Below are 25672 nucleotides of genomic sequence, written 5' to 3'. Positions count from 1 at the left end.
CTCGGTTTTTACTTAGCCCACTAGGTTACAAACCTCGCGCCGCGATTAAACCGCCCCTAGTTTGAACAAATTTTAATCCGCAAAGATCAACAGACCCTAAGCGCAATCGCTCTTATCAACTAAAATGAAAAAGCCGCTATTAAAGCGGCTTTTTATTATGGTTACTTACTGCCTATACGATTAACCAATAGGGTTTTGCATGAAAATTTTTGTTTTTATTTCACTACTATTTTTAACTGCCTGTAACAGTACGCAGGGTATTTCGGTTTATTCATTTACAAATTCAGAGGTTGAGTCGTTACTAAATAAAGAGTTACCTAAATTAAGTGAAAAAGTTAGCCTGATGGGCTTACCTGTGCAGTTTGATGTGAATGATTTAAGCGTTAATATTGGCCCAGATAATAGTGATTATGTTTTATTAGGTGCAGATTCTAGCGCCGAGATTAATGCTTTTGCATTAAAGTACCCAGTGCGCTTAAAGCTGCAAATACAGGGCACTCCTTTTTATGACAGCGAGAAAAAAGCGGTATTTTTACGTAATGTTAAGTTACTCGACTCAAGCATTGATGCCGGTGGCTTTAAAGGTAATTTAGAAGTGCTGGATAACGAGGCCATGGATGTAATGAATGCTTTTTTAGCCGTTAACCCCGTTTATAAGTTAAATATGAACGATCCTAAAATGGCATTATTAAGTAATTTACCTTTAGATTTAAAAGTAGTAGAAGGCGCTATTAAGCTAGTCCCTCGGTTATAATTTAGATCCAATAGGCGTAATAAAACGTATTAGTTGACCTTATTATTAATAGATTAGGTTAATTATGGCTAATGAGCGATCCGTTCCCACATCTCGACTTTCACGTTTTGCAAAGTTAGGCTCATTAGCCACTGGCGTCGCCACGAATATGTTAGTGGGCGGGGCTAAAAGTGCGCTTTCTGGTAAAGGCTGGGATAATAAAAGCTTATTGCTTCAGCCTAAAAATATTGAAAACCTAGCCACTCAACTCTCACACCTGCGCGGTGCGGCAATGAAGCTTGGGCAGCTGCTTTCAATGGATGCTGGCGACTTACTAACCCCCGAACTTGCTCAATTGCTGTCTTTATTGCGCTCAGATGCCAACCCGATGCCACACAAACAACTGGTTAGTGTTTTAAAAGAGCAGTGGGGAGAGGATTGGTTATCGCGTTTTTCTCATATTGAGCTCAGGCCGTTTGCGGCGGCGTCCATTGGCCAGGTTCATTTAGCTTATAAAGAAAATGGCGCGCAACTGGCAGTTAAAATTCAATACCCTGGAATCGCAAAAAGTGTAGTGAGTGACGTAGATAACGTGATCACTTTACTTACCTTATCGCGGTTATTACCTAAAGAGCTGGATATTAAACCCTTAGTGGCAGAAGCCAAGGCACAGCTATTAGCAGAGGCCGACTACACTCGAGAAGCTGAGTATTTAGCACGTTACAAAAACCTGTTAGCAGATAACGCGCATTTCAAAGTCCCTAGCGTGTATCCTCAGCACAGTACTGCGCAAGTGCTAACCATGGAGTATGTAGATGCCAAGCCTATAGAGGGCATTACATATTTACCACAATCAGAGCGAAGCCGAGTTGCTGAACAACTGATTGATTTATTTTTTAAAGAAATGTTTGTCTTTAATTTAATCCAAACCGACCCTAACTTTGCAAATTTTCATTACCAACCTGAATCACAAAAAATAGTATTATTTGACTTTGGTGCCACACGAGAAATTACCCCAGCACTAAGTAATGCCTATCTAGCTTTATTTAAAGCTGGTAGTAATAACGATCGTGAAGGGGTGCTCAATGCCGCCACCGATATTGGCTATTTTAAAGATTCCCTCAAAGACAATTACAAAGAAAAAGTGATTGATTTATTTTTAATGGCCTGCGAGCCACTGCGCTATAACGGCGAGTTTGATTTTAAAAATAGCGCGCTTGCTAGCAATATTAAAGATGCAGGCTTGCAGTTAAGCGCACAGTCGCAGCAATGGCATACGCCTCCTGTTGATGCGTTGTTTATTCACCGTAAGCTAGCGGGCTTGTATTTAATCGCAGCACGGTTAGAAGCAAAAATAGATATTAAGGCATTATTTAGCCATTACTAGGTGCTAAAGCAAGAGAGAATTGGCATAATACTCGCGATATTTCGCGAGGTCTGCAATGATAAAAAACTTTTTAAACGATCCTACTTTATTACTTAATGCGGTAGGTGAGGGCATATATGGATTTGATTTATCTGGTAATGCGGTGTTTGTAAATCCAGCCGCAGAGCGAATGACGGGTTGGACGGCCGATGAATTATTAGGAAAAAAAATACATCAATATCATCATCACAGTCATGCCGATGAATGCCAAATTTACTGCACCATGTTTGATGGCAAACGCCGCGAGGTTAAAAACGAAGTATTTTGGCGTAAAGATGGCAGCGCCTTTGCTGTTGAATATACCTCCACGCCTGTTTATAAAAATAGCCAGCTTATTGGTGCCGTGGCTGTTTTTCGCGATATATCAGCGCAGCAGCGAACCCAAACCGCGCTCCAAGATGCTTTAGCGCAAGTAAAGCATTTAAGCGAGCAGCTCAAAGATGAAAACGACTACCTTACTGCCGAGCTAAATCAGGATTGGCAAGACTCAGGGCTTGTAGGGCGAAGTGATGTATTTCAACGTATGTTGCAGCAAATACAGTTAGTGAGCGAAACCGACAGTACGGTGTTGATACTTGGCGAAAACGGTACTGGCAAAGAGCTGGTGGCGCGTAACTTACATAGATTAAGCAAGCGCAATGAGCAGGCGTTTATAAAAGTTAATTGTGCGGCGTTTACCCCTAGCTTATTAGAATCAGAGTTGTTTGGACACGAACGAGGCTCGTTTACCGGCGCAAATGAGCGACGTAAAGGGCGTTTTGAACTTGCTGATAAGGGCACTCTATTTTTAGATGAAGTGGCAGAGCTGCCGTTAGAGTCACAAAGTAAATTATTACGAGTATTACAAGAGCGCGAATTTGAGCGAGTAGGGGGCAGCCAAACCCTAAAAGTCGATATTCGTATCATTGCTGCAACCAATCGTAACTTGTGGGAAATGGTACAAGCAGGGCTGTTTAGAATGGACTTATATTACCGTTTGAACGTGTTTCCTATCAAAGTGCCAGCACTAAAAGAGCGAAAAGAAGATATACCTTTTTTATGTCAAAACTTAATTGTTCAAATAAACAAGCGGCTAGGTAAGCAATTACAGGGGTTAAGTAACAAAGCTATCAGGCAACTACAGGCCTATGACTGGCCAGGCAATATCAGAGAGCTGCAAAACGTGTTAGAGAGAGAAGCTATTTTATCTACACAGCCCACACTGCAGTTAAGTCAGCCGCTAAAAGCCGGTGATGCGAATGCTGTTAACCCAACGCTTACACTGGATGAGGCGCAAAGGCAGCATATTATCTCCGTACTGATGTTATGTAACTGGAAAATTGCAGGCGAACAAGGCGCGGCAAATAAGTTGGGCTTACCTGAGAGTACGCTTCGCTCAAAAATGCGAAAATTAGCAGTGCATCGTACTCGTTAACTCGCGATATATCGTGCATGTCGTTAAATGTCGCGAATTTTCGCTTGGGTAGTATATGTAAAATCAATTAATATCAATAAGTTAAATTAACTTTCACTGTGGTCTGAAAGTTGCAAAATCGTACTTAATACCCGTCACTATTAAGTAAGTAACATGAAGTTTGATATTAAAGAAGAAGACATGATCATTAAGCCCTACAAAGAAGAAGGGCCGATTTATATACGCGAGCAAAAAGGGTTTTTTCAGCGTATACGCCGTAATTTAGGTTGGCTGCTAATGCTCAGCTTTATCGCCATTCCTTGGATTCAATATAACGGTCAGCAAGCGGTTTTATTGGATGTGGCCACCCAAAAGTTTACTATTTTTGGCCTAACCTTATTACCTCAAGACTTTATGATTCTCGCCATGCTATTTATGGTGGGGGCGTTTGCCTTATTTTTTGTGACCAATTGGCTTGGCCGTGTGTGGTGCGGCTATACTTGCCCGCAAACAATTTGGATGTTGATGTTCTCTTGGGTGGAACAACGTATTGAGGGAACGCGTAACCAGCGTATTAAGCTTGATAAAAGCCCATGGGATATTACCAAGTGGCGTAAAAAAATCACTAAGCACAGTGCATGGCTGGTTATTTCACTCTTAACTGCCACTTCTTTTTTAGCGTATTTTATTCCAGCTAAAACCTTATACTTAGAAATGGTTAATTTTGAATGGTCTGGAATTACCAGTTTTTGGGTGTTTTTATTTGCGTTTTGTACCTATGGCAACGCAGGTTTCTTACGAGAAAAAATGTGCACAGTGGCGTGTCCGTATTCGCGCTTTCAATCGGTAATGTTTGATAAAGACACGCTGGTGGTAACCTACGATAGCGAACGAGGTGAAAACCGCGGCCCACGTAAACGCAAAGCCGATCCTAAAGCGCTTAATTTAGGTGACTGTGTAGACTGTAACTTATGTGTTGAAGTATGTCCTGCTGGGATTGATATTCGCAATGGACTGCAATATGAATGTATTAACTGTGGCTTATGTATTGATGCCTGTGACGATACCATGGATAAGTTTGGCTACGGAAAAGGCTTAATTAAATACGCCAGTGAAAAGCAAATGGCGGGGCAAAAAACTAATCCATTTAGGCTCAAGTTAGTGGGCTATGGCGCTTTAACTGCGCTGTTAATTATTTCTATGTTTGCTTGGATGCTACAACGTACGCCTATCGAAGCCTCTGTCCTTAGAGACAGAAATGCACTGTATCGGGTAAATTATGAAGGGTTAGTCGAAAACCCTTATACACTCACCATCATTAACAAAACGCAGCAACCTCTGCATTATTCTATTTCAATTAGTGGGTTAGAAGGTGCGAGCTTGCAAAGTCCTAACGCTGTGTTGGTAGAGCCAGGGTTGATGAAAAGTGTTCCTGTAACGGTTACTGCCGATGGATATGATATACCCACGAAGGTGAGTAAGCTGCAGTTTAAAATTACCGCACAAGAGGACAATAGCATTTCAATTACTAAAGAGAGTCAGTTTTATAAAAACTAGCCCATTCGGTTTTTCGTTGACTATACCTCGGTCGTGTAATTAATTTACTCGGCTGAGGTAAGCTGACTTTTTATAAATGCCTTAGCGCTTGGCAAGTCATCAAATAAGCAATCTTGTAAATGAGCGTCACGTCCTGAGCTGTGCATAATACGTTGTAGTTGCCTTATGGCTATGGGAGAGGTGAGTATAAAGGCACTCATTATGCAATTATTTATCCCCATTGTTTGGCTAACATCGATCATATTTTTTTCAGCGTCAGGGGTGGCGGCCACAACGTCGGGCGAGTGGCTAATATAGCCCCAAGGTTGATGTTTAAACGTTGCTATGGTGTCTAACAGAGCGGCTTTAAAGTGATTTAATAACTCAGGGTTTAAGTTGCCTTTAAATTGCGCAATAACAATATTACCCTCAACATAAAAACTGTAACTGCCGTAATTATTTTTAAATTCCAATAACCGCTCCTTTGTCTGCACCTTACTATGTGCTGATGGATACCATAACTATTACTTATTAATAATGTAGTCCAACGCACCCGAAATTGCCGCAACTTGCGCTAATATGCACTCTTCAGGGTTGGCCGTTGCACTATCTGGGTAAACTTCCGTGGTTGTAACGTAGGTCGCATCAGATAACCCCATGCATAAACCTAACTCTTTTGCTGCATAGTTTATTACCCCAAATTGTTCTTGAGGTACACCAATTAATTGTTTATTTTCATCGCTTGGAGCGATGTGTGTGACCTTTTCAACACATTCAATAATAGCTTTTTGAAAAGCAGGCTCTGGTTTGTTGCTGTCAGCGACTAAATAAAAACCGTCTGGAATATTCCAATTAGTATTTACTTTACCTTCGCGCGCTGCAAGTGCAGGGCGAAATTCACTGTTATCTGAATCAGTGGTTTCATGTAAATCGATATGCGCGATTAAATCAGTATTTAAAGATTGCACATAATTCATTACCAATGCAGATTCTTGCGCAGGGCTGCCTTCATAAAAAGAACGGTTTGGATCAATTGCCTCTGGGTTCCAGCGGTTTATTGTTTCATAACCCCATGGGCTAATGCAGGGAGTAATCACCAGATTAAATTTCTCTGCGTATTGAGTTGCCAATGTTTTTGCAAACCTTAATGCACCATGTACTCCGCTGGTTTCGTAGCCGTGTACGCCGCCAGTGATTAGCACTGTGTGTTTATTTTTATCAAAGTGTTGGGTTTTTAATGCAAACAAAGGGTAACTGTTTTGAGCATAATTAAGTTCACCATATTGCTCTACAATAAGCGTATCTTTTAGCTCATTAATCAGCGTTAATACTTCATCGTTATAGCTACGTTTAATTTTCTGGGCTTCAAGCCATTGGAGTTTATGATTGTTATTCCACTTTTCACCAGGGTTGCCAATAGGGTAGGTACTGTTATTCATATTAAACCTTTACGTTGAATTATCTCTGCGGGCTATAGAGCACATAGACCATAATGACGAAAATAAAGCGTTAGCTTAACGCTGACTAAAATAGCGCGCAAGTATATGCGATAGTCACTGCATTAGTTAATGGCTGAGCTTGAATGCGGATAGTGCCTTTGTTGCATAAAGTCTTCTAAAAACCATGCAGCAAATTCATGTCGGCCTTCTACATCGGCTTTACTGTAAATATCGGACGCTTGTTGACGAACGGTTTTTTCTTTTGTGTTTCTTAGTGCGCTTATTTCTTTAAAGCTTAAGCCTTTAAGTAACAACATCGCGACTTCTTGCTCACTGCGGGTCAATGTCCACTGTGAAAATTGGGTTTGAATAACACCACTGTATTCATGACGCGCATCCATCATTGCCTGTGATATGTTTTTAAGTTCTTTTTTTGAATGCACTAATTCTTGTTTCAGCGCATTAATATTGGCAGTACGCGCACGAATATCGCTAATTAAGTAAATAGCACAGGCTGCAGAAATGACAACGATTAAGCCCTCAGAAAAAATATGCCACTGCGGCACGCCTAAATGTATATCCGTTAGTACATCAAAAAAGTTTAGCACCATTATTATTAACAAGGTGGCTGCTATTAACTTGTCTCTCATTAAAACCTCTATTATCAATGCTTTATAAATACAATGGACAAATGTACCATAGCGTAATTTTCGCTATTTTTGGGTACGTTAAGGCGTTTGCCTGATGATTTAACCGTCTAAAAAAGTCATGGTTGATTCTATAAAATTAATCAAATGTGAACAAACTAAATGCTGTTAAATTTTACAAAAAAAATGCGTCATTTTTTGCGTATTCAATATACGTTATTTTTCTTCTTTACGGTGACTTTATTAACATTTAATCCTGTGTTTGCTTCGCAAAATTTAGCACCTGTAGGGCTTTCGTCACTCAGTGGTTTTGATGTTGAATTTGCGCCGATTCAAAAAACAGAGTTTATTAACGGGCAAAGTTTAATTGGTGAAGTTAATTTCAAACCTGGGGTCAATTATACGGTGCTGTTTGCGTTTGATGTACAGCAGGTTCGTTACTTATACCCTAACGGCCGCATGGTTGAAAAGGGCGCCACGATTGCAAGCGTTGAGGGCAGTGATGTACACCATTTTTTAGATGCCTATCAATCAGCAAAAGACATGCTCGCTATTGCTAAAAGCCATTACGACATAAATCAACAACACTTAAAAAACAAAATAATAAGAAGTTCTGAATGGGTTGAAATCACAAAAAGCTACTTTGAAGCCAAGCTAAATTTTGAACATATGCAACATCAAATGGCATTTTTAAACATTGATGATAATGAAAACGTGACCTTAGTGAGTCCAAAAACAGGCATTTTAAAACTCACTAATGAGTCGGGAAACCGTGTGATGGGTGACACCGCGTTTGATATTATCGATGCAAGTAGTATTCGCGTTAAGATTAAAGTTCCTCTTAGTTTTACCAACACGTTAGCGCATTTCAAGCTGTCACAAAGTTGCAGCTTAAATATTGAAAGCTATGACAGTATTGCAGATAAATACCATCAAATAGTGTGGGCGTCGCCAAGCTCAAATGAGTGCCAGCTTAGACTGGGGCAAACTATCAAAGTCACACCGGTAAATAAATTAACGGGCTTTAAAATAGCAAAGTCAGCGGTGTTTGAATTTGAAGATGTTAATTACATTGCTTTAAAGTCTGGCGATAACCTTGAGTTACTTCCGATTGAGCTCAAAGGTACACAAGGCAAAGACTATGTATTTACTGCTAACAAAAACCTAGATGATCAGCAGGTACTAATAAGCTCGGTAAGTGCGCTACAAGGTATGTTGCTTCACTTAGGGAGAGAGTAAATGTTAAACCTGCTTATTAAGTTTTCACTTACTCAGCGTTTGTTTGTGAGTATTTTTGTTATTGTTGCTATGGCCATTGGTGCTAAATCTTGGTTAAGTATTCCGGTGGATGCTTTTCCAGAAATATCGCCCACCCAAGTTAAAATAGTGTACAAATTACCCGGCATGAACGCCCTTGAAATAGAATCGCAAGTAACACGGGTGATTGAAACCGAATTACTGGGTATTCCGTCACAGCAAATGCTGCGCTCTACCACTAAGTATTCTATTACCGATATTACCATTGACTTTGAAGAGGGCACCGACATTTATTGGGCCCGTCAGCAAGTTAATGAGCGTTTATTAAATATTTTACCCACCTTGCCCAGTAATATTAGTGGCGGCATGGCGCCAATGAGCACGCCTTTGAGCGAGGTGTTCATGTTTACTATAGAAAGTACTCACTTATCGCTGATTGAAAAAAGAGAGCTTTTAGATTGGCAAATTCGTCCATTACTGCGCACTTTAACCGGCGTTGCAGATGTAAATAGCCTTGGCGGCTTTTCAAAAACCTATGAAATACTTCCCAATACTTTATTGATGCAACAGCATCAAGTCAGCTTTGATGAAATGAAGTTGGCAATCACGCAAACGAATCAAAACGGTGGCATAGGGCGCTTAGAAAAAGGCAACGACACCTTAATTCTGCGCACTGAGGGCAAATACACCGATATAACCGCCATTGAAAATACCGTGATTAAGTCCACTCAAAATAAGGTTATTCGGTTAAGTGATATTGCCACGGTACATGTTGGCAGTTTAACCCGTTATGGCGCAGTCACTAAAAACAGTGAAGAGGCGGTACAAGGGCTTATAATTGCGCTTAAAAATAGTAATACAGCGCAAGTTGTTGCAGATGTAAAAGATAAACTTCGCACCATTGAAGCGTCATTACCGCAAGGCACAAAAATTAATGTGTTTTACGACCGCTCTAACTTAATAAATACCGCAATTAGCACCATTACCAGCGCACTAGGCCAAGCAATTATTCTAGTAATAGTGTTACTTGCCTTGTTTTTAGGTGATATTCGCTCTTCATTGGTGGTGTCTTTGTCTTTACCTATGTCGGCATTGCTGACGTTTATAATGATGAAGCAGTTTGATTTATCGGCTAATTTAATGAGTTTAGGCGGCTTAGTGATTGCCATTGGTATGCTGGTGGACTCATCGGTAGTTATTGTTGAAAACATAGTGAATCGGTTGGCTAACAATCAGCACCTCCCTCGGCTGCATGTTATTTATCGCGCCTGTAAAGAAGTCGCGGCGCCAGTGTTCTCAGGCACAATTATTATTATTATCGTGTTTTCACCGCTATTAATGTTAACAGGGTTAGAGGGCAAGTTATTTACCCCAGTGGCGCTCACTATCGTGTTTGCCATGCTAAGTGCGCTGTTGTTGTCGTTAACGGTTATTCCAATTTTAGCCTCATTGTTATTAAAAAATGAACCCGTAACCCAGCCTAAAATGGTCACGCTATTACAAGGTTTTTATACTAAAACACTTGCCCAAGCAATTAAAAAGCCGGTGGCTATTAGTGTTATATCAGTTGCTGTTTTAGTGCTCAGTGGGGTGTTATTTCAGGGACTTGGTAAAAGCTTTATGCCCGTTTTAGATGAAGGCGACATTATTGTGCAACTGGAAAAATCGCCGAGTATTTCCTTGCAAGCCTCGCTGGATATAGATAAACAAATTGAAGCCACACTGTTAAAAAACACCCCAGAAATCGTACAAATTGTTGCCCGTACCGGATCCGATGAACTCGGGCTTGATCCTATGGGATTAAACGAAACCGATGTGTTTATGGAATTAGCGCCAAAAGATACGTGGCGTTTTGACTCCAAAGCGCGGCTAATCGAGGATATTCGACAAACACTTGCGCAATTTCCAGGGGTAAATATTGGCTTTACTCAACCAATACAAATGCGGGTATCAGAAATGCTCACCGGTGGCACCGGTGATATTTCGATTAAAGTATTCGGTAATGACATTGCGACACTTTCCTCATTAGCTGAAAAAATCACGGCACTTGCCACTAATATTGACGGTGCAAGTGATGTACAAATGGCGCTTATCGAAGGGGGTAAATACGTAAATATTAAACTTATTCCTGAGGTTGCTAGTCAGTTTGGTTTAACCACCGAAGGATTAAGTGATTATTTAAAGTCGCAATTAGAAGGCCTACAGGTATCGGCACTGCAAGAAGGAAACCGCGTGATCCCAATTGTGTTTAATGCACAAAAAGGCGAAAGCGCAGCACACTTTGAGTTGTCGTCAATGAGCGCATTAAAGCAAAAGCTAATTTTAATGCCCGACAACAGCCTACTACCACTTGAAGAGGTGGCTAATATTAGCTTTAAAACGGGGCCATTGTTAATAGAGCGAGAAAAAGCAAAGCGCTTTGCTTCTGTAAGCGTTAATGTGGATAACCGCGATGTGGTTAGTTATGTGAATGAACTGGAAGCTAAAATTAATAGCAGTATAAAATTACCCAGTGGTTTTACCTTGTCGTTTGGTGGCGAATTTGAAAGCCAGCAACGTGCAACACAAAACTTGCTGGTGCTTATTCCTGTGGCATTAATACTAATTTTCATTATTTTATTTACCACGTTTAAATCCTTATCTAAATCAACGCTGATAATTGCTAATATTCCGTTTGCGTTAATGGGGGGAGTGATTGCCCTGTTTATTAGTAATGAATACCTGTCGGTGCCTGCATCGGTTGGTTTTGTTGCTTTACTTGGCGTAGCGGTACTCAATGGTATTGTGATGATCAGCTACTTTGAGCAAATGAAAATGTTTTCTGCCAATGTAACGCAGCGCATTTTAGATGGCGCAAGCAGACGCCTTCGCCCAGTGTTAATGACAGCCACAACCGCCATGTTTGGTTTACTGCCACTGGTATTTGCCACCGGCCCTGGCGCTGAGATTCAAAAACCATTGGCAATTGTGGTTATTGGCGGGTTAATTACCTCAACAATTACAACACTTTATTTATTACCTATCTTTTATGGTTGGTTGGAGAAAAAACATGGCTGAACAGTTACTTTTTACCCTAAATGTACCCACAAACATAAAAGATAACGTGGTTGATATATTAATTGGCATAGAGTGCATTACCGGCTTTAACTTAAAAAACATTGAAGGCTACAGTAAAGAGCACAGTGAATTTGACATTGCCGAGCAAGTAGAAGGGCATCGCAGCTTTTATCAGTTTGAGGTGCATATATTATTACCTGAACTTGCCATAGTAAAAACGGCGTTAAGCCCTGTTTGTAAGTACACGCCGTTAAAATATTGGGTTACGCCTATAGTTGAAAGCGGGCATATTGTTTAGCTTTTTGTATTAGGTTTATTTTATAAGCTACTTCAATTGGATTGATATTTGAGCTTGTTTAATTGATCTTAACAACTTATCAATGTTTAATGAGGCGATATGTCTTAACTGATTTTTATTATGCACTTTCTCAATAAGTACTTCTTACTTAACGATCATCATACTGCCCATGATGAAGTCGCACACTGGCGGGTGAGTGCACTACGGATAATTTTAACGCTCGTTACTTTGCTCTGTTTTTTGGTCGTTTGTTATACATACACCCGCGCAATTGAATTTAACCTAATTTATATTGCAGTTATTACTATTAGTTTTTTCACTATTGCTTTTAGTCTTTTATTAGCAAGTAAGCGATTTTACACATTTAGTGCAAATGCACTTCTATTAACTATCGTTGCCGGTAGTTTATCAATGAATTTATTTTTAACTGACTTAGAGCTTGCCAAGGTGGGTTCTATGTTTATGTATTCATGTCCCATCATTGCTCTTATGCTACTCGGTTACAGAACGGCTTTGGCCTACGGTATTTTAAACATCATACCTTTTTACATGATTATTAATAATGTTGATTTATCCGGCTATTCAGGAATATCAAGCCAATTACCAGAAGCTGACTTATATATTACAGGCCTGATATTTTTATTTTTTAATATTTGTATCCCACTTGCCACTGCGCGAACAATTGTTGCTGCCAAACGTTTAAACAAAACCATGTTAAATGCTAATAGCTTCCTTAAAGATAAAAACGAGCTTTATCGCACCTTATTTACTGAATCTAATAAAGCTAAAATTATTGTCGACGAAAATTTAGTAATTACAGATTTAAATCAACATGCTATTGAAATGTTTGGATTAAAAAACAGCTTGAAAGAAAAGGCTGTAAGAATTGATGGGTTATTCCCTGCACTTAATAGCAAAGAGTTAAATATAAAAAATCAAATCATAGAATATAAGAGTCGCTACTATAAGAGTAATTATCAGCAAATAGCAATGAGTACAAATTACCGAGTGTATGACTTTTATGATTGCACGCAAGAGCAGTTAATTAAACAAAATTTGTCTATGATGGAGCAAGAGAACAAACGTCTAAGGTTTAGAGACTCGCAAACGAAATTGCCTAATCGAGAGTGGTTTGAGATGCAATGCGATAGGTTAACGTCTAAATACCAAAAAGGGTTTTATATTGTCGTTACACAAAGCGCAAATAGTGAATATTTAAATTTAAAACTTAACAAAGCTGACTCGCAATCATTGTTAATTACTGCTTATAAGCGCTTAAAAGCAATGTCAGAGGGGCCTTTGCTTTGTGCGTATATAGAAGGTGGCAAACTTGGCTTTATTATTGGTTCAAGCTCAAGTGAACAGCAAAACAAGTTATTAATACAAATTAAAAGCACCTTAGATCAAGCTTATGATGTGCTTGGTACTAATTACCAGCAATCATTTTTATTTGGTTTTGCTAAGTGTCCTGAGCATGGTGAAAATAGTGCGATTGTTCTTAGTAATGCGTGTGAGGCGCTTAAACTCGCAGACTATAACTCGCCATTTAATGGTTACAATCAAAAACAATCACAGGCCTTTATGGAAAAGTATGAAATTTCCATGTTACTTGATGAAGCTTTGCAACAAAATGATCTGTCAGTACATTATCAACCTAAAGTGAATGCAAAAGGTGAATGTATAGGGCTTGAAGCATTAGCTCGTTGGCATAGCTCTGTACTTGGCAGTGTATCGCCCGCTGTATTTATTCCTATTGCAGAAGAGTATAGAATGATTAGCCGATTAACGGACTTAATTATTCAAAAAGTCTGCGCTCAAATTGCCCAATGGAGTAAAGTTGGTTTGCCACTTTTACCCGTAGCAATAAACATATCTTTACTCGATTTTAGCCAAGCTGATTTTATGTCAAAGTTGGTAAAATATTTGGCGGATTTTAATGTAAAACCGAATCAAATAGAATTAGAGCTTACTGAAACGTCACTTGAGGCTAACCAAGTTCACTCTCTAAAACTTATGCAAACTCTGCAAGATTGGGGGTTCACTATTACAGTGGATGATTTTGGTGTTGGATACTCGAATATTGCACGACTTGCTGATTATCCCATTGATAAACTTAAATTGGATCGCTCTTTAATAAGTAAGGTTACAAGCTCTACACGCCAAAAAAGCTTAGTTAAAGCCGTGCATGTGATGTGTGATGAACTTAATATTAAGTGTGTAGCCGAGGGAGTAGAAACCGAAGAACAGGTCCTAATAATGTCCGAAATGGGATGTAAAGAGTTTCAAGGCTATTACTTTTCTAAACCTATGAGTGCTCAGGTTTATGCTGAATATATAAATCAAAATGGTCTGCTTTTTACGACAAAAAACTTAGCTACGGCGAAAAGTAGCTGAATTTAACAACTAGGTTCTAGTGACCTTGTTGGATTGATATTTGTTTAAACTAGGGTAATAAACTCTTTGGTGTTAAATGCTGCTGAAATATCTCAGCAGCATTTTAGCTGTACTAGCTTATTCAAACACTCCTTTTATAACTGCATGGGTGTTTTGCACCATTAATGTGCCGTTAGCCCATACATACTCAGGGGTTAGGGTCTCTTTATCGAGAAGGACAACATCCGCGTCGCTCGCTGCTTTAAGACGGCCTTTATCAACTCCTAAAATATCGGCAGGATTACTGGTTATGCTCATTAAAGCGTGCTCAATAGGGACGTTATATTCTTTGACTGCTTGCTGAAACGAGGTTAATAAAGATGCCTCTTTGCCCACCTCAAGCCCTAATAAATTAAAGTCTTTATCAAAAATAGGTAAACTGGCATGGCCATCTGAGCTCATAGTGAGTTGATTTGGTGCTACGCCTTGTTCTAAGCAGTAGGCAAGGGCATGGGCTGCTGCATATTCACCATGGGCTAAATCATAGTCGGTTGTGCTGGTGGTAAAGTCGATAGTACCGCCCTGATCACAAAAGTGAATACCGGCATCAAGAAGTGCTTTATTGCGGTTCATATGCGTAGGGTAAAACTGTTTAAGCTTAATATCACTTTGCTCAGCCACCTGATGTAAAATAGTTAAATGGCTATCAACAGGACCGACATGAATACTCACGATGCCTTTTTTACCACTGAGCATACCGGCTACTTTAGCCTCAGCTGCCAATTCTGCTAATTGCTGTACCGTGGGTTGGCTACTGCGATGATCAGAAATCGCCACTTCGCCAACACCTATAAACTCCTCTATATACATGATGTCGTCAGTAATTGAGTGGGTGAGTGTTTTCGCGGGTAAATGATACGAACCGGTATGGCAAAATACATTCAGCCCTTGCTCTTTTAGGCCTTTTGCTTTGGCAACCAAGTTGGTCAGTGTACGTGAGCTTGAATCGGTACCCAGTGCGGCCACCACCGTGGTGGTGCCCGATAAGGTTGCATCGGTTAGGTTCATTTCAGGGGTGCGGCTGGCAAATCCAGCCTCGCCACCGCCACCGGTAATATGCACTAAAGAATCAACAAACCCCGGCGCAACCAGCTTATTTTTACCGGCAATCCGTTTGACGAGTACACTGCTGTCGAGGGTTATATTTTCGTCAATAGCAATGATTTTACCACCGCCAATTAAAACATCTTGTGTGCCTAGGAAGGTAGGTGCATAAACGGTTGCACCTTGAATTAAAGTTAACATAACAAATTCTTTTTATTGATAATTAATAAAGTAAGCAAGAAATATAAAGCCGCTTGCTAATACAAAAAGTGCTAGGGCAAAGCGCCAAATAAACGCAGCCCATTCTCCCCAATCTAATTTCACTACCCCTAAACAACCAATTAAACTAGCTGAGGTGGGAATTAAAATGTTGGTTAATCCATCGCCTAATTGAAAGGCCAATACCACAATTTGCCTTGATACATTGAGCAAATCGCCAAGTGGAGACATCAGTGGCATAGTGATGGCAGCTTGCCCTGAACCCGATGAAACAAAAAAGTTAAATACACTTTGAAACACCAGCATTCCCCAAGCTGCAATGTAATCTGGCACACTGGCTATGCTGCTTGCACAGTAATAAAGCAGGGTGTTAAGGGTTGAGGGAGTGGTTAAATCACTACCCCCTAATAGTAATACAATGCCTTTAGCCAATGCGACCAATAACGCCGCTGGCAATAATTCTTGTGCACCGTGTTTAAACGCATCCGCGCACTCATTCGCGGTTAGCTTTTTAAACACGATGGCAATTATTGCACTGATAAGGCCTATACAAAAAAACTGTGCAGCAAGCTCAGGAATATAATATTGGCGCGCCATCACCCCCCATACAACCCAAGCTATGCCCAATACAAACACTAATAATGTGAGTGCATCGGCTAGGCTAAGTTTAATTGTAGGCTGATCACCCGTTTTTTGGGGTTGCGTTTTTATCCGTTTTGCATAGCGCATAGTAAACACAAGGCCTACAAGGGTAAAACAAGCCCATGCTAACATACGAAAGCCCGCACCAGAAAACACTGGGATTTCAGCTATCGATTGCGCTATAGCAATGCTAAAAGGGTTCATCCATGAGGTGGCAAAGCCTATTTGCGTGGCCACATAAGTTGTGAGCACAGTGACTTTAGCGTCGTAGCCAAGTTGTTGCATAATAGGGAGCAGCACAATACAAAAAGCAATAGCCTCTTCGCCCATACCAAATACCGCGCCGCCTAACGAAAATAGTAAAAACAGTAAGGGAATAAACAGCCATTCAACCCGCTGGGTCTTATTAATAAGTGCCATAATACCGTTATTAATCGCACCGGTTTTCATAATAATGCCAAAGGCACCGCCAGTGATCAAAATAAACGCCATTACGCCAATCGCTGCACCATATTTATCACCCGACACGAGGCCTTCAAACAATACATTAGCTAAACCAATCTCGCCACCTTGTGCAAAAACAGGTGGTGATTGTTGGTCGTTAACGGCTTGATATTGTGAAAGCTGCACAGTATGGCTGTCAGGCTCTGCATTAAATACCCCAGGGGTAATAAATACCGTGGCCATATAGGCAATCACTGCCACGCAAAGCAAAATGATGCTTGCATCGGGCATAGAAAATTGTTTTTGTTTCATAATTTCACTTTAATAAAAGGTCATTGTGTTGATGCGTAAATAAACGCTTAAACGTACTTTAGCACTTAATAGGCAGTGTCACTGTAGCCATGACCTGTAATAAAAGGAATGCCGCAAAGCGTTTGCTTTGCGGCTAAGCGGTTAAAAACGGTAGCTAATACTTAATTTGTAATTAGCACCTAGGGCATTATGGTTGATTGAATCAAAACCACGGCTTGAACCATAAAGTGTGGGTGGCTCTTTATCAAAAATATTATTGATGCGCGCGCGCAAAGTCAGCGATTTATTAACATAGTAACCCGCTGATAAATCCCAAACGAGCCAGTCATCAACCTGATGCTCACCTTTTGAGTCTAATACGCCAAGTGAATCTAGCTCATCAATTTCACGGCTACGCAGGCCTTCTATATCATCTTCGTAGCTGCTGGTGTAGTTTGCACCTAAGTTAAGGTAGTAACTTTGCGCTTCCCAATCTATTGACATACGCGCAATATTTTCAGGATAACGATAAGTTCCCACCAGCTTCTCTAACGAGTCAGACCCCGGTTTATTACGTTCAAACTCAAGGTAATGAGTGCCATCAAAGGCAAAGGTTAAATCGCCGCTTGGTAATACAAACCTATGGTCAAACTTAAAGTCTATGCCAGCTAATGTTTGTGTACCAGTGTTTTCAAGTGGGATTGCATGATCGCGAAACAGCGGTAAAAATAGCTCGTCATCACGTGGGTTAAATTCATCTATATAACTGCTTAAAATCTCAGTTAAATTAGCGCCGTCTTGCTCTATGTTTAAACCACTGTTGTCGGTGACATCACATAATGCTTCATCGTACGATATGCCTTGCTCGCCCGGTGGTACAATGCCACAGTGACGAAGTGACGCATCGGTTATGGCGCGATCTAACACAGCGGTCATGTTGGTATCGATTACTTCTTCATGATCAAACTGCCAATAATCAATGGTTAAATTAGTATTAGCCGAGGGACTCCATGCAAAACCGACACTAATAGCCTCAGATTCTTCTGCATTTAGATTTGGATTACCTAACTCTAACGAATTAACACTCACTTGGGTGCCATCACCCATACAGTATAAATCGGCTACAGCTTGGTTTGCACCACAGTCAAAAGTAGATTGTGTGGTTCTTAATTTAACGCCAGCCTGCGTTAATGATGGTGCTCTAAACGAGGTTGACCATGAACCTCGAACAACCAACGAATCAGTTGGGCGATAGCTCAAACCTATTTTAGGATTAAAGGTGCCACCAAAGTCATCGTAATGATCGTATCGACCTGCTGCTTGCAGCTCTATTTGCTCTGTGAGTGAAATACTTAATTCAGCAAACGCTGCATATTGAGTGCGATCGGCTTCTGATAAACTAGAGCCAAAGCCAAATACATCAACAAGATAGTCTTTATCTGCTTGAGCTTGTGAATCAAGCGAAGGAATGTCGCTTAACTCTTCACGGCGTGCTTCTACCCCAAATGAGGCATAGGCAGGTAGGTCGTTAAAGGTAAATAGCTCACCATTAAAATTAGCATCCCAGCCGTAAACTGTACTTTCTCCGCTGCGCGTTGGGCGAGCTTGCGCTGTTGCCAAAACGGCATCATTAGCGGCGTCGCCTTGAAGGAAAGGGTTGTAAAAAGGCAGCAGTTCTCCCGATGCACAGTTTAAGTCAGTACCGTCATAACTTGCCAGCGTACCGTCTGAACATAGCTCGCCGGTGATAGCGCCATGGAACTGGTAACGATTATAAACTCCTGCAATCGCTTCTTGCTCTGAACGTGAGCGAGAAAAGGTTACCCCAGATTCCCAACCCCAATCACCAATTTCACCACTTAGACTGCTTACCAAGCGAAAGTTTTTCGTTTCTACTTCCACCGTTCTTGGGGCATTAAAACGCGCATCAAATGCAAAACCATACACTTCTCGACCACTTTGGGTATCAAATGGGTCAATGTAGAGTTGATCTAATAAATCATTACTACCATCGGCATTATCGTAAATAAATAAGGCGTCTTCTAAAACATACGGGCCATCGTCGTCATTAATTTGGTTAATAGGTGAGGGCGATGAGTACGCTTTTGCCTTGGTCTGACTGTAAAAAAAGTCAGTATGCCATTGCATACCACCAAGCTCACTATTAAACATAAAGCCGGTTGAAAGGCTTTCAAATGGCGTTTCTAGGTAATCATCTTGATTAGGGTAGTAAGCACAAATTTGTTCATCTAATTCAGTAGTAACTAATTCGGTTTTGCAGTTTGGTGATGGAAGTTCGTTACCATCTCGGCTGCTGAAATAATAAATATTAGGTGAGTTCTCCAGCTTAGGTAAATAGGAGTAACCATTCACTAAAGAGGGAGAGGCCGTGTAATTACGATCGGTCGCTTTAAAAGCGTTACGGTCATATATATCAGCAAATACCGTTAAGTTACTTTCGCCTATTTTTGTACCATAAACTAAGTTTAATTGTTTTTTACTTTCGTCATGCTGATCAAAGCTATCGGCAAACGAAGTATTAATTTCAGCGCCTTCAAAATCATCTTTTAAAATATAGTTAATAACACCTGCCACAGCATCGGCACCATAAACGGCTGATGCGCCTGTGGCTAAAATATCAATGCGCTCAATGGCGGCTAGTGGAATAGAGTTTACATCTACAAAGTTTTCAGTACCTGCAGCAAATGAACTAGGCGCAACTCGGCGGCCATTTATTAATGTCAGCGTTGCTGATGGCCCCATGCCTCGTAAGCTCGCTGCTGATTGACCGGCTGGTGTTGAAGTAGACGTACCGCCACTTTCAGAGGTTGAAAATGTGCCGCTTCCGCCCTTAAAAACAGATAAATCTTTGAGTAATTCATGAATGGTATTAGCGCCAGAGCGTTTGATTGCATCTTGGTCTAGTACGGTTAATGGGATAGTTCCTTCAAGATCAACGCCTTTTAAGCGAGATCCTGTTACTTCTACTCGTTCAATGTTGGTGTCGGTGTTGGTTTCTTGTGCATGTGCAAAAGTGATCGGGTTCAGTAATGCGCTTACTGTGGCCGCAATTGTTAGTTGACGAAACATCTTAAATACCTTTTGTCTTTTTAAGCGCACAAAAACATACAAACAGATCTGTGGCTTTTAATTGTTATATTTTTAGACAGGGCAGTGGTGAAATGACACGCTTAGCCCCTCACTGTGAAAAAGTGAGGTGGTGGGCTACTCGTCAAACCACTCCGAAAGGTAGTGTGGTGAGTAGAAATATGTTGTAAGCAAACGTGCTTTTTTAAACATAATTCTCATTCCAAAAGGTTTTTGACAAAGCCAGCAAAGGGGTGCTAGCTTACTCGCGTTTTAAAGTTCCTTTTTTTTATAGCAAGTGAGAGACGCTCTCGCAAGTTATTTCTTATAATTTTTTACATGAGTATAACATAATGGAACGAATATATTTACCAAACAAACGGTTAGCTAAATCGCGTACAATAACGGCTGTTTTTTCGTTTTTTATTGCTTTTTCGCTGCAGTTAAGCGCAAAAGAATCTGAACAAACGTTAGTATTAGTCGGCGGTGCACTCACAACGTGTGCTAGTTTAAGCCCTAAAAATTGTGAAAAAAACACACAAATTCCGGGTAAAATACATAATGTATTTGCGCTCTCCAACGCTAAAATTAGTCAAATAAAGCAACAATGGCCAAGTAAAAATACGCAAGCTAAAAACAAAACTATTAAAAATTTAGCAACAATGCAGGCTAAATCATCACCCACATTGTCAAAAAAAGAGCTGTTATGGTTATGGCGCGATATTGATAGTAAACAGCTCAATAGTTTAACGGATCAAGAATACAATTTTGTAATAGATATGCTTGAAGTAGCGCAGCTGCAGAGCGACAATACGCGACTAAAAGAGCAGGTCAATACCGCGCTTAATAGCGAATCCGCCGCGACAGATATTTTGCAATTTATATCTGGCAGTTTAAAAGTAAAAAGTACTAACCCGAGCATACTAGCCATTACCGCCTCAAGCAGAGACCCTTATGAATCTGCTGATTTTTACGAAGGATTACTTCGTTTTCCCAATGTAAATTCACAATGGCTTGCATTAACCCCTGCGCTTGCTAAAGCAATAACCACCAATAAATGTGATGATTTAAACACGCTTAGGCACTCTGAAATGGGGCTATATCAACGTGAACATATTTATCCTGATCGCACTCAAGCAGAATATTTGCTGTGTAAAAACGGCACAGACGCTTTAGTGCAGCTAATCAAAAATAGTACCGGTGTTATGTTTAATGGCGGCGATCAAAGCTTAACGCGCAAGGTATTGTTTGATGAAAATAATCAGCCATATCCATGGACAAAAGCGTTACAGTCTCGCCCTGTTGTTGTAGGTACAAGTGCAGGCACCGCAGTGCAAAGTGGCGGGCAAGCGCACGGTGGTAATGTGGTTATGATCACTAATGGCACAAGTTTATCGGCATTGAAAGAAGGCGCGCAAGCCATTGATGCACCCAGTGAGCGCTCAAACAGCGATAGTTTAACTTACAACCGCTTTGGGGGTTTAGGCACATTTAGTTACGGTGTACTCGATACACACTTTAGCGAGCGAAACCGTACATTAAGACTAGGCACTTTGCTCGACAGCTTTGGTGCAAATCAAGCTCAACCCGCATTTGGTTTTGGTGTAGACGAAACCACCGCCTTAGTGGTTATTAAATCTGAATCAGGGAATTTAATGACCGTAATTGGTAAAAATGGTGTGGTGATGGTTAAATCAACAGGGCAGGCTCAGGCTGAAACTAAAACCTACAGTTACTCGTACTGGCCTGCTGGCAGTGTGATTGATATTAAAAATAATGATTTTACCTTAAGTCAGCGCAGTATTAGCCAAGCATTGCCAGCAATTAAAATACCGCCTTTGCCGGTTCAGCGTTTCGGCAATATTTTAACGGATGCCAAATTGCGCTCTTTAACGCAAGCCATGTGCTTGAGCCAAGAACAAACAGCTGTTGGTCAGCAAGATGCGTTTATTATTAGTCTATCAACTAAGCCTGAGTCGGCTTATCACCGTATTAGTGCTGAGCAGTATGGCTGTGCGGTGAGTAATTTAGAAATTTCAGTGAGTACCTTTTAATTTAATTAAACACGCTGCTTAGTTGATTTTAGATTAAGCGGCCATACTATACTTAAAGCGTGTTATTAAATCACAACAAAAGGAAGGTTCATGAGTAAAGTAGCGGTTATTTATTTTTCTGGATATGGCCATACCAAAAAAGTGGCGGAATTTGTGGCTGATGGAGCAAACGCTCAGCTTATTGCAATCGATGAAAATGGTGATATTAAAGACACCGATTGGGATGCATTAAACAATGCAGACGCCATTATTTTTGGTGCACCTACCTATATGGGCTCATACCCTTGGCAGTTTAAAAAGTTTGTCGATGCCACCTCTAAAGTGTGGTTTACCATGGGTTGGAAAGATAAAGTGTTTGGCGGTTTTACTAATAGCGGCAGCCTAAATGGCGACAAACAAGTCACCCTAATTAGTATGCAAACGTTAGCTTCACAGCATGGTGGAATTTGGGTAAGCCTAGGGTTACCACCCGCCAATAAATTGGAATCAACCCGTCAAGACATCAATAACTTAGGCGGTTCGGTTGGCGTATTAGTACAATCACCTACTGATGCTGACGAAACGGCTATTCCATCAGGCGATTTAGAAACGGCTCGTTTATACGGTGAGCGCGTTGCTGAAATAGCAAAACGATTAAAGTAAAAATGACCTAAATTAAGTTTATTTAATCCGTAAAGCCACACTTAATTAGTGTGGCTTTTTAGTTTGATAGCCCCAGTTCTTGCTTATGCTCAAGTTGATATAAGCTTGAATATTCACGTTTATGAACTTCAAATAAATACGCTCTCAGTTGCTCTTTACCATGGTGAATATGCTTTATTTTAGCTGCTATGCCACACTCACTGTGCCTAACGGGTTCTATGTCTAATGATATAGCCGCTTCATTGGGTAAAATAAATTGCATATTTTGTAACTCATCAAGTTCACTGTTTATTGATGTGGGTTTTAAAAATATTCCTGTGCTTGAGATAGATTCAATGCAAAAACCTTGGCTTTGAATATTTAATTCACTTATTCGCCAGCTACGTTGAGTCCCTTTAGTATCAATCACTTCTGGGGCTGCTAACACAGTACTGAAATGGCCTAATTCATCAGTTTTAAATTGAAGTGGAAACCACAGTTGGTAATGAGCTACTTCTGCTAATAGGGTTAATTTAGCCTGACCAAGTAAATGCGCAATACCATCTGGTATTGATGTTTGTACTGTTAGTTTTGTTTCATTAATTAATGCTGTACTTTGACTAGGTTCAAACAACCCAGATAAAAAGTTAATTTCTTCGTCAGACAAATCCATGTATTTTCCTTAATACGTAAATCCTAGATTCTATTCCTTACAAGGTTACTGCCCAATGAATGACCAGTTTATTATTTTGTAAGATTTGGCCTGTACGGCTTTATTTTTATACAATTTATAATCTAAGCTTTCCTGGCTGAATTTATAAGCAATTGATTTAAATTAATTATATTTGTTTTTAAGCTTGTTTAGTTAAATGATTGAATAGATTTTTTGGTATTCTAACCCCAATAACAGCAATAAGTTAAGTAATAAAGTGTACAAAATTAAAGCGCTCTGCAACGTTTTTATACCAACTATGCGTAAATGAGACTTAGGTCTAGCTTACGAAGCATAAGGAAATACTTAGAATAGCGCCCAAATAATAATGGGGTTTAAGGGGTTCCAAATGCAATTAGAACGAATTCGTCGTAGTGACTTACACAACAAAGTGATGTCTGCAGAGCAGGCCAGTTTATTTATTAAAGACGGCATGACCGTGGGCATGAGTGGCTTTACTCGTGCTGGTGAAGCGAAAGCTGTACCACGTGCACTTGCCGAGCGTGTACGTGAAAACCCAATGAAAATTAACCTAATGACGGGCGCGTCATTAGGTAACGACTTAGATAAGCTACTTACTGAATCAGGTGCGTTAGCGCGTCGTATGCCATTTCAGGTAGACAGCACATTACGTAAAGCAATTAACAACGGTGAGGTCATGTTTATTGACCAGCATTTATCAGAAACTGTTGAACAGTTACGTAATCATCAGTTAACTATGCCAGATGTAGCGGTCATTGAAGCCGTAGCTATTACAGAAGAAGGCCACATAGTACCTACAACGTCAGTGGGGAACTCAGCAAGCTTTGCTATTTTTGCTAAAGAAGTAATTGTAGAAATTAACATGTTACATCAGCCAGAGCTTGAAGGGCTGCACGACATATACATTCCATCGTACCGTCCAACGCGCACTCCAGTGCCGCTAGTGAAAGTAGATGACCGTATCGGTAGTGCTGCTATTCCAATCGATCCGGCTAAAATTGTGGGTATTGTATTTACTAATCAAAGTGACTCATTTTCAACAGTAACCGACCCAGATGCCGATACCGCCTCTATTGCACGCCATTTAGTTAACTTTTTTAAAGAAGAAGTAGCACAACAGCGCATGCCTGCAAACTTAGGCCCATTACAAGCGGGTATTGGTAACATAGCCAATGCAGTCATGATGGGTTTATTAGACTCAGATTTTAAAGACCTCACTATGTACTCAGAGGTACTACAAGATTCTACCTTTGACTTAATTGATGCGGGTAAACTTAATTTTGCCTCTGGGTGTTCAATTATTTTATCAGAGCGTTGTAACGCACAAGTATTTAATAACCTTGAAAAGTACCGCGATAAGCTAGTACTTCGCCCACAAGAAATGTCGAATCACCCTGAAATTGTGCGTCGTTTAGGTATTATTGCAATTAACACGGCACTTGAGTTTGATATATATGGCAACGTTAACTCAACTCATGTGTGTGGTACTAAAATGATGAACGGTATTGGTGGTTCAGGCGACTTTGCACGTAATGCGCATGTATCGGTGTTTGTAACTAAATCAATTGCTAAAGGCGGCGCTATTTCAAGCGTGGTACCTATGGTAAGCCACGTCGATCATACCGAGCACGATGTTGATATTTTAGTGACCGAGCAAGGCCTTGCTGATTTACGTGGATTAGCGCCACGCGAACGGGCTGTTGAAGTAATTAAACACTGTGTACACCCAGATTATCGCAACGCTATGCTTGATTACTACGAGCGTGCTTGTGTACGTGGCGGCCATACGCCCCACCTTTTAGAAGAAGCGTTTAGCTGGCATACCCGCCTTGAACAACAAGGCACAATGAAGCAAAGCTAATACTTAAAACCCCGCATTTGCGGGGTTTTTACAAATACTTTTAATTTTGCTTTACAGAATGTTGTTATGACTTTGCCTATAAGGTGGTTTAAGTTTTTACTATGTGCTGTAAAATAACCGCATATTATTGACAGACTCGCTATGGCGAGCAACACATAGAGCAACCACAATGGAAAACAAACTAACTGCAATCGACACCCTCGCTGAACTTGAAAGCTTTTTACTGCAAGTTGAAAACGGCGGCTTAGGTTTAACCGGCGTAGCAGGCGTGGGCATGGCAACTAACAATGCTGACGGCAGCCGTTTTGTCGCGGTGTTTGATGACAAGCAACAACTTTTATTAGCACGCGAAATTACCGAAGAGATTTTCCAAAGCGGCCAAGACATGGTGCGCAACGGCGTAGGGCGTAAGCATTAATTCCTTGCTACTAATCTAAAAAGCGCCAAATGGCGCTTTTTTTGTGGTTTATTTTAAACAGTTGTTAAATATAAAATA

General features: G+C 40.5%; 19 protein-coding genes. 12 read left to right on the top strand and 7 right to left on the bottom strand.

What is annotated here, in order from left to right; genetic code table 11:
- Positions 1 to 199 precede the first annotated feature (199 nt).
- The 4 genes from L641_RS0103795 (at position 200) to ccoG (ending at position 5109) form a co-directional block, all read left to right on the top strand.
- A complete protein-coding gene (locus tag L641_RS0103795) occupies positions 200 to 754 on the top strand; it encodes a DUF1439 domain-containing protein (protein WP_024601178.1) in 555 nt (184 codons plus the stop codon).
- A gap of 64 nt (positions 755 to 818) precedes the next feature.
- Positions 819 to 2120 (top strand): AarF/ABC1/UbiB kinase family protein, encoded by a 1302-nt coding sequence (locus L641_RS0103790; RefSeq protein ID WP_024601177.1) that lies wholly within the window; start codon positions 819 to 821, stop codon positions 2118 to 2120.
- 55 nt (positions 2121 to 2175) lie between these two features.
- The gene (locus L641_RS0103785; RefSeq protein ID WP_024601176.1) at positions 2176 to 3573 is read left to right on the top strand and encodes a sigma 54-interacting transcriptional regulator; all 1398 of its coding nucleotides are present in this window, start codon (positions 2176 to 2178) and stop codon (positions 3571 to 3573) included.
- A gap of 153 nt (positions 3574 to 3726) precedes the next feature.
- Positions 3727 to 5109, top strand: a complete 1383-nt coding sequence (ccoG, locus tag L641_RS0103780; protein WP_024601175.1) for a cytochrome c oxidase accessory protein CcoG — start codon at positions 3727 to 3729, stop codon at positions 5107 to 5109.
- 44 nt (positions 5110 to 5153) lie between these two features.
- On the opposite strand, the gene L641_RS0103775 is transcribed toward ccoG, so the two are convergent.
- The 3 genes from L641_RS0103775 to L641_RS0103765 all read right to left on the bottom strand — a co-directional run bounded on the left by L641_RS0103775 (position 5154) and on the right by L641_RS0103765 (position 7177).
- Positions 5154 to 5561 carry a hypothetical protein gene (locus tag L641_RS0103775; protein WP_024601174.1) on the bottom strand — a complete coding sequence of 136 codons (408 nt, stop codon included), beginning with the start codon at positions 5559 to 5561 and terminating at the stop codon, positions 5154 to 5156.
- A gap of 51 nt (positions 5562 to 5612) precedes the next feature.
- Entirely contained in the window at positions 5613 to 6527 is a 915-nt protein-coding gene (locus L641_RS0103770; RefSeq protein ID WP_024601173.1) for a M14 family metallocarboxypeptidase, read from the bottom strand.
- Between the two features lie 122 nt (positions 6528 to 6649).
- Positions 6650 to 7177, bottom strand: coding sequence for a helix-turn-helix transcriptional regulator (locus L641_RS0103765; protein WP_024601172.1), 528 nt, complete (start codon positions 7175 to 7177; stop codon positions 6650 to 6652).
- A 183-nt stretch (positions 7178 to 7360) separates the two neighbouring features.
- Between L641_RS0103765 and L641_RS0103760 the strand changes: the two genes are divergently transcribed.
- The 4 genes from L641_RS0103760 to L641_RS23100 all read left to right on the top strand — a co-directional run bounded on the left by L641_RS0103760 (position 7361) and on the right by L641_RS23100 (position 14180).
- Complete coding sequence (locus L641_RS0103760; RefSeq protein WP_253944044.1) at positions 7361 to 8413, top strand: hypothetical protein; 1053 nt, start codon at positions 7361 to 7363, stop codon at positions 8411 to 8413.
- Positions 8414 to 11488 (top strand): CusA/CzcA family heavy metal efflux RND transporter, encoded by a 3075-nt coding sequence (locus L641_RS0103755; protein ID WP_024601170.1) that lies wholly within the window; start codon positions 8414 to 8416, stop codon positions 11486 to 11488. It abuts the gene before it with no gap.
- Positions 11481 to 11786, top strand: coding sequence for a DUF3240 family protein (locus tag L641_RS0103750; protein ID WP_024601169.1), 306 nt, complete (start codon positions 11481 to 11483; stop codon positions 11784 to 11786). The genes L641_RS0103755 and L641_RS0103750 overlap by 8 nt, the downstream gene beginning before the upstream one ends.
- Before the next feature lie 120 nt (positions 11787 to 11906).
- Positions 11907 to 14180 carry an EAL domain-containing protein gene (locus L641_RS23100; RefSeq protein ID WP_024601168.1) on the top strand — a complete coding sequence of 758 codons (2274 nt, stop codon included), beginning with the start codon at positions 11907 to 11909 and terminating at the stop codon, positions 14178 to 14180.
- A gap of 117 nt (positions 14181 to 14297) precedes the next feature.
- On the opposite strand, the gene iadA is transcribed toward L641_RS23100, so the two are convergent.
- The 3 genes from iadA to L641_RS0103730 form a co-directional block, all read right to left on the bottom strand.
- Positions 14298 to 15464: a beta-aspartyl-peptidase gene (gene iadA / locus L641_RS0103740; protein ID WP_024601167.1), complete on the bottom strand. Its 1167-nt coding sequence runs from the start codon at positions 15462 to 15464 to the stop codon at positions 14298 to 14300.
- Positions 15465 to 15476: 12 nt separating this feature from the next.
- A complete protein-coding gene (gene yfcC, locus L641_RS0103735) occupies positions 15477 to 16880 on the bottom strand; it encodes a putative basic amino acid antiporter YfcC (RefSeq protein ID WP_033102655.1) in 1404 nt (467 codons plus the stop codon).
- A 141-nt stretch (positions 16881 to 17021) separates the two neighbouring features.
- On the bottom strand, positions 17022 to 19949 hold the full coding sequence (locus L641_RS0103730) for a TonB-dependent receptor (RefSeq protein WP_024601165.1): 2928 nt from the start codon (positions 19947 to 19949) through the stop codon (positions 17022 to 17024).
- A 350-nt stretch (positions 19950 to 20299) separates the two neighbouring features.
- Between L641_RS0103730 and L641_RS0103725 the strand changes: the two genes are divergently transcribed.
- On the top strand, positions 20300 to 22000 hold the full coding sequence (locus L641_RS0103725; protein ID WP_024601164.1) for a cyanophycinase: 1701 nt from the start codon (positions 20300 to 20302) through the stop codon (positions 21998 to 22000).
- 90 nt (positions 22001 to 22090) lie between these two features.
- Complete coding sequence (locus L641_RS0103720) at positions 22091 to 22642, top strand: flavodoxin family protein (RefSeq protein ID WP_024601163.1); 552 nt, start codon at positions 22091 to 22093, stop codon at positions 22640 to 22642.
- Positions 22643 to 22700: 58 nt separating this feature from the next.
- Here the strand turns inward: L641_RS0103720 and L641_RS0103715 are convergent, their stop codons facing one another.
- Positions 22701 to 23294: a hypothetical protein gene (locus tag L641_RS0103715; RefSeq protein WP_024601162.1), complete on the bottom strand. Its 594-nt coding sequence runs from the start codon at positions 23292 to 23294 to the stop codon at positions 22701 to 22703.
- Positions 23295 to 23682: 388 nt separating this feature from the next.
- Here L641_RS0103715 and L641_RS0103710 point away from each other — a divergent pair, with 388 nt between their 5' ends.
- The gene (locus L641_RS0103710; protein ID WP_024601161.1) at positions 23683 to 25176 is read left to right on the top strand and encodes an acetyl-CoA hydrolase/transferase family protein; all 1494 of its coding nucleotides are present in this window, start codon (positions 23683 to 23685) and stop codon (positions 25174 to 25176) included.
- Positions 25177 to 25345: 169 nt separating this feature from the next.
- Positions 25346 to 25594, top strand: coding sequence for a hypothetical protein (locus L641_RS0103705; protein ID WP_008114111.1), 249 nt, complete (start codon positions 25346 to 25348; stop codon positions 25592 to 25594).
- The last annotated feature ends 78 nt before the right edge of the window (positions 25595 to 25672 follow it).

The sequence above is a fragment of the Pseudoalteromonas sp. TB41 genome (assembly GCF_000497975.1).
Lineage (GTDB): Bacteria > Pseudomonadota > Gammaproteobacteria > Enterobacterales > Alteromonadaceae > Pseudoalteromonas > Pseudoalteromonas tetraodonis.
The sequence above is the reverse complement of the archived record's forward strand: the minus strand, read 5'-3'. Positions and strand labels throughout refer to the sequence as shown.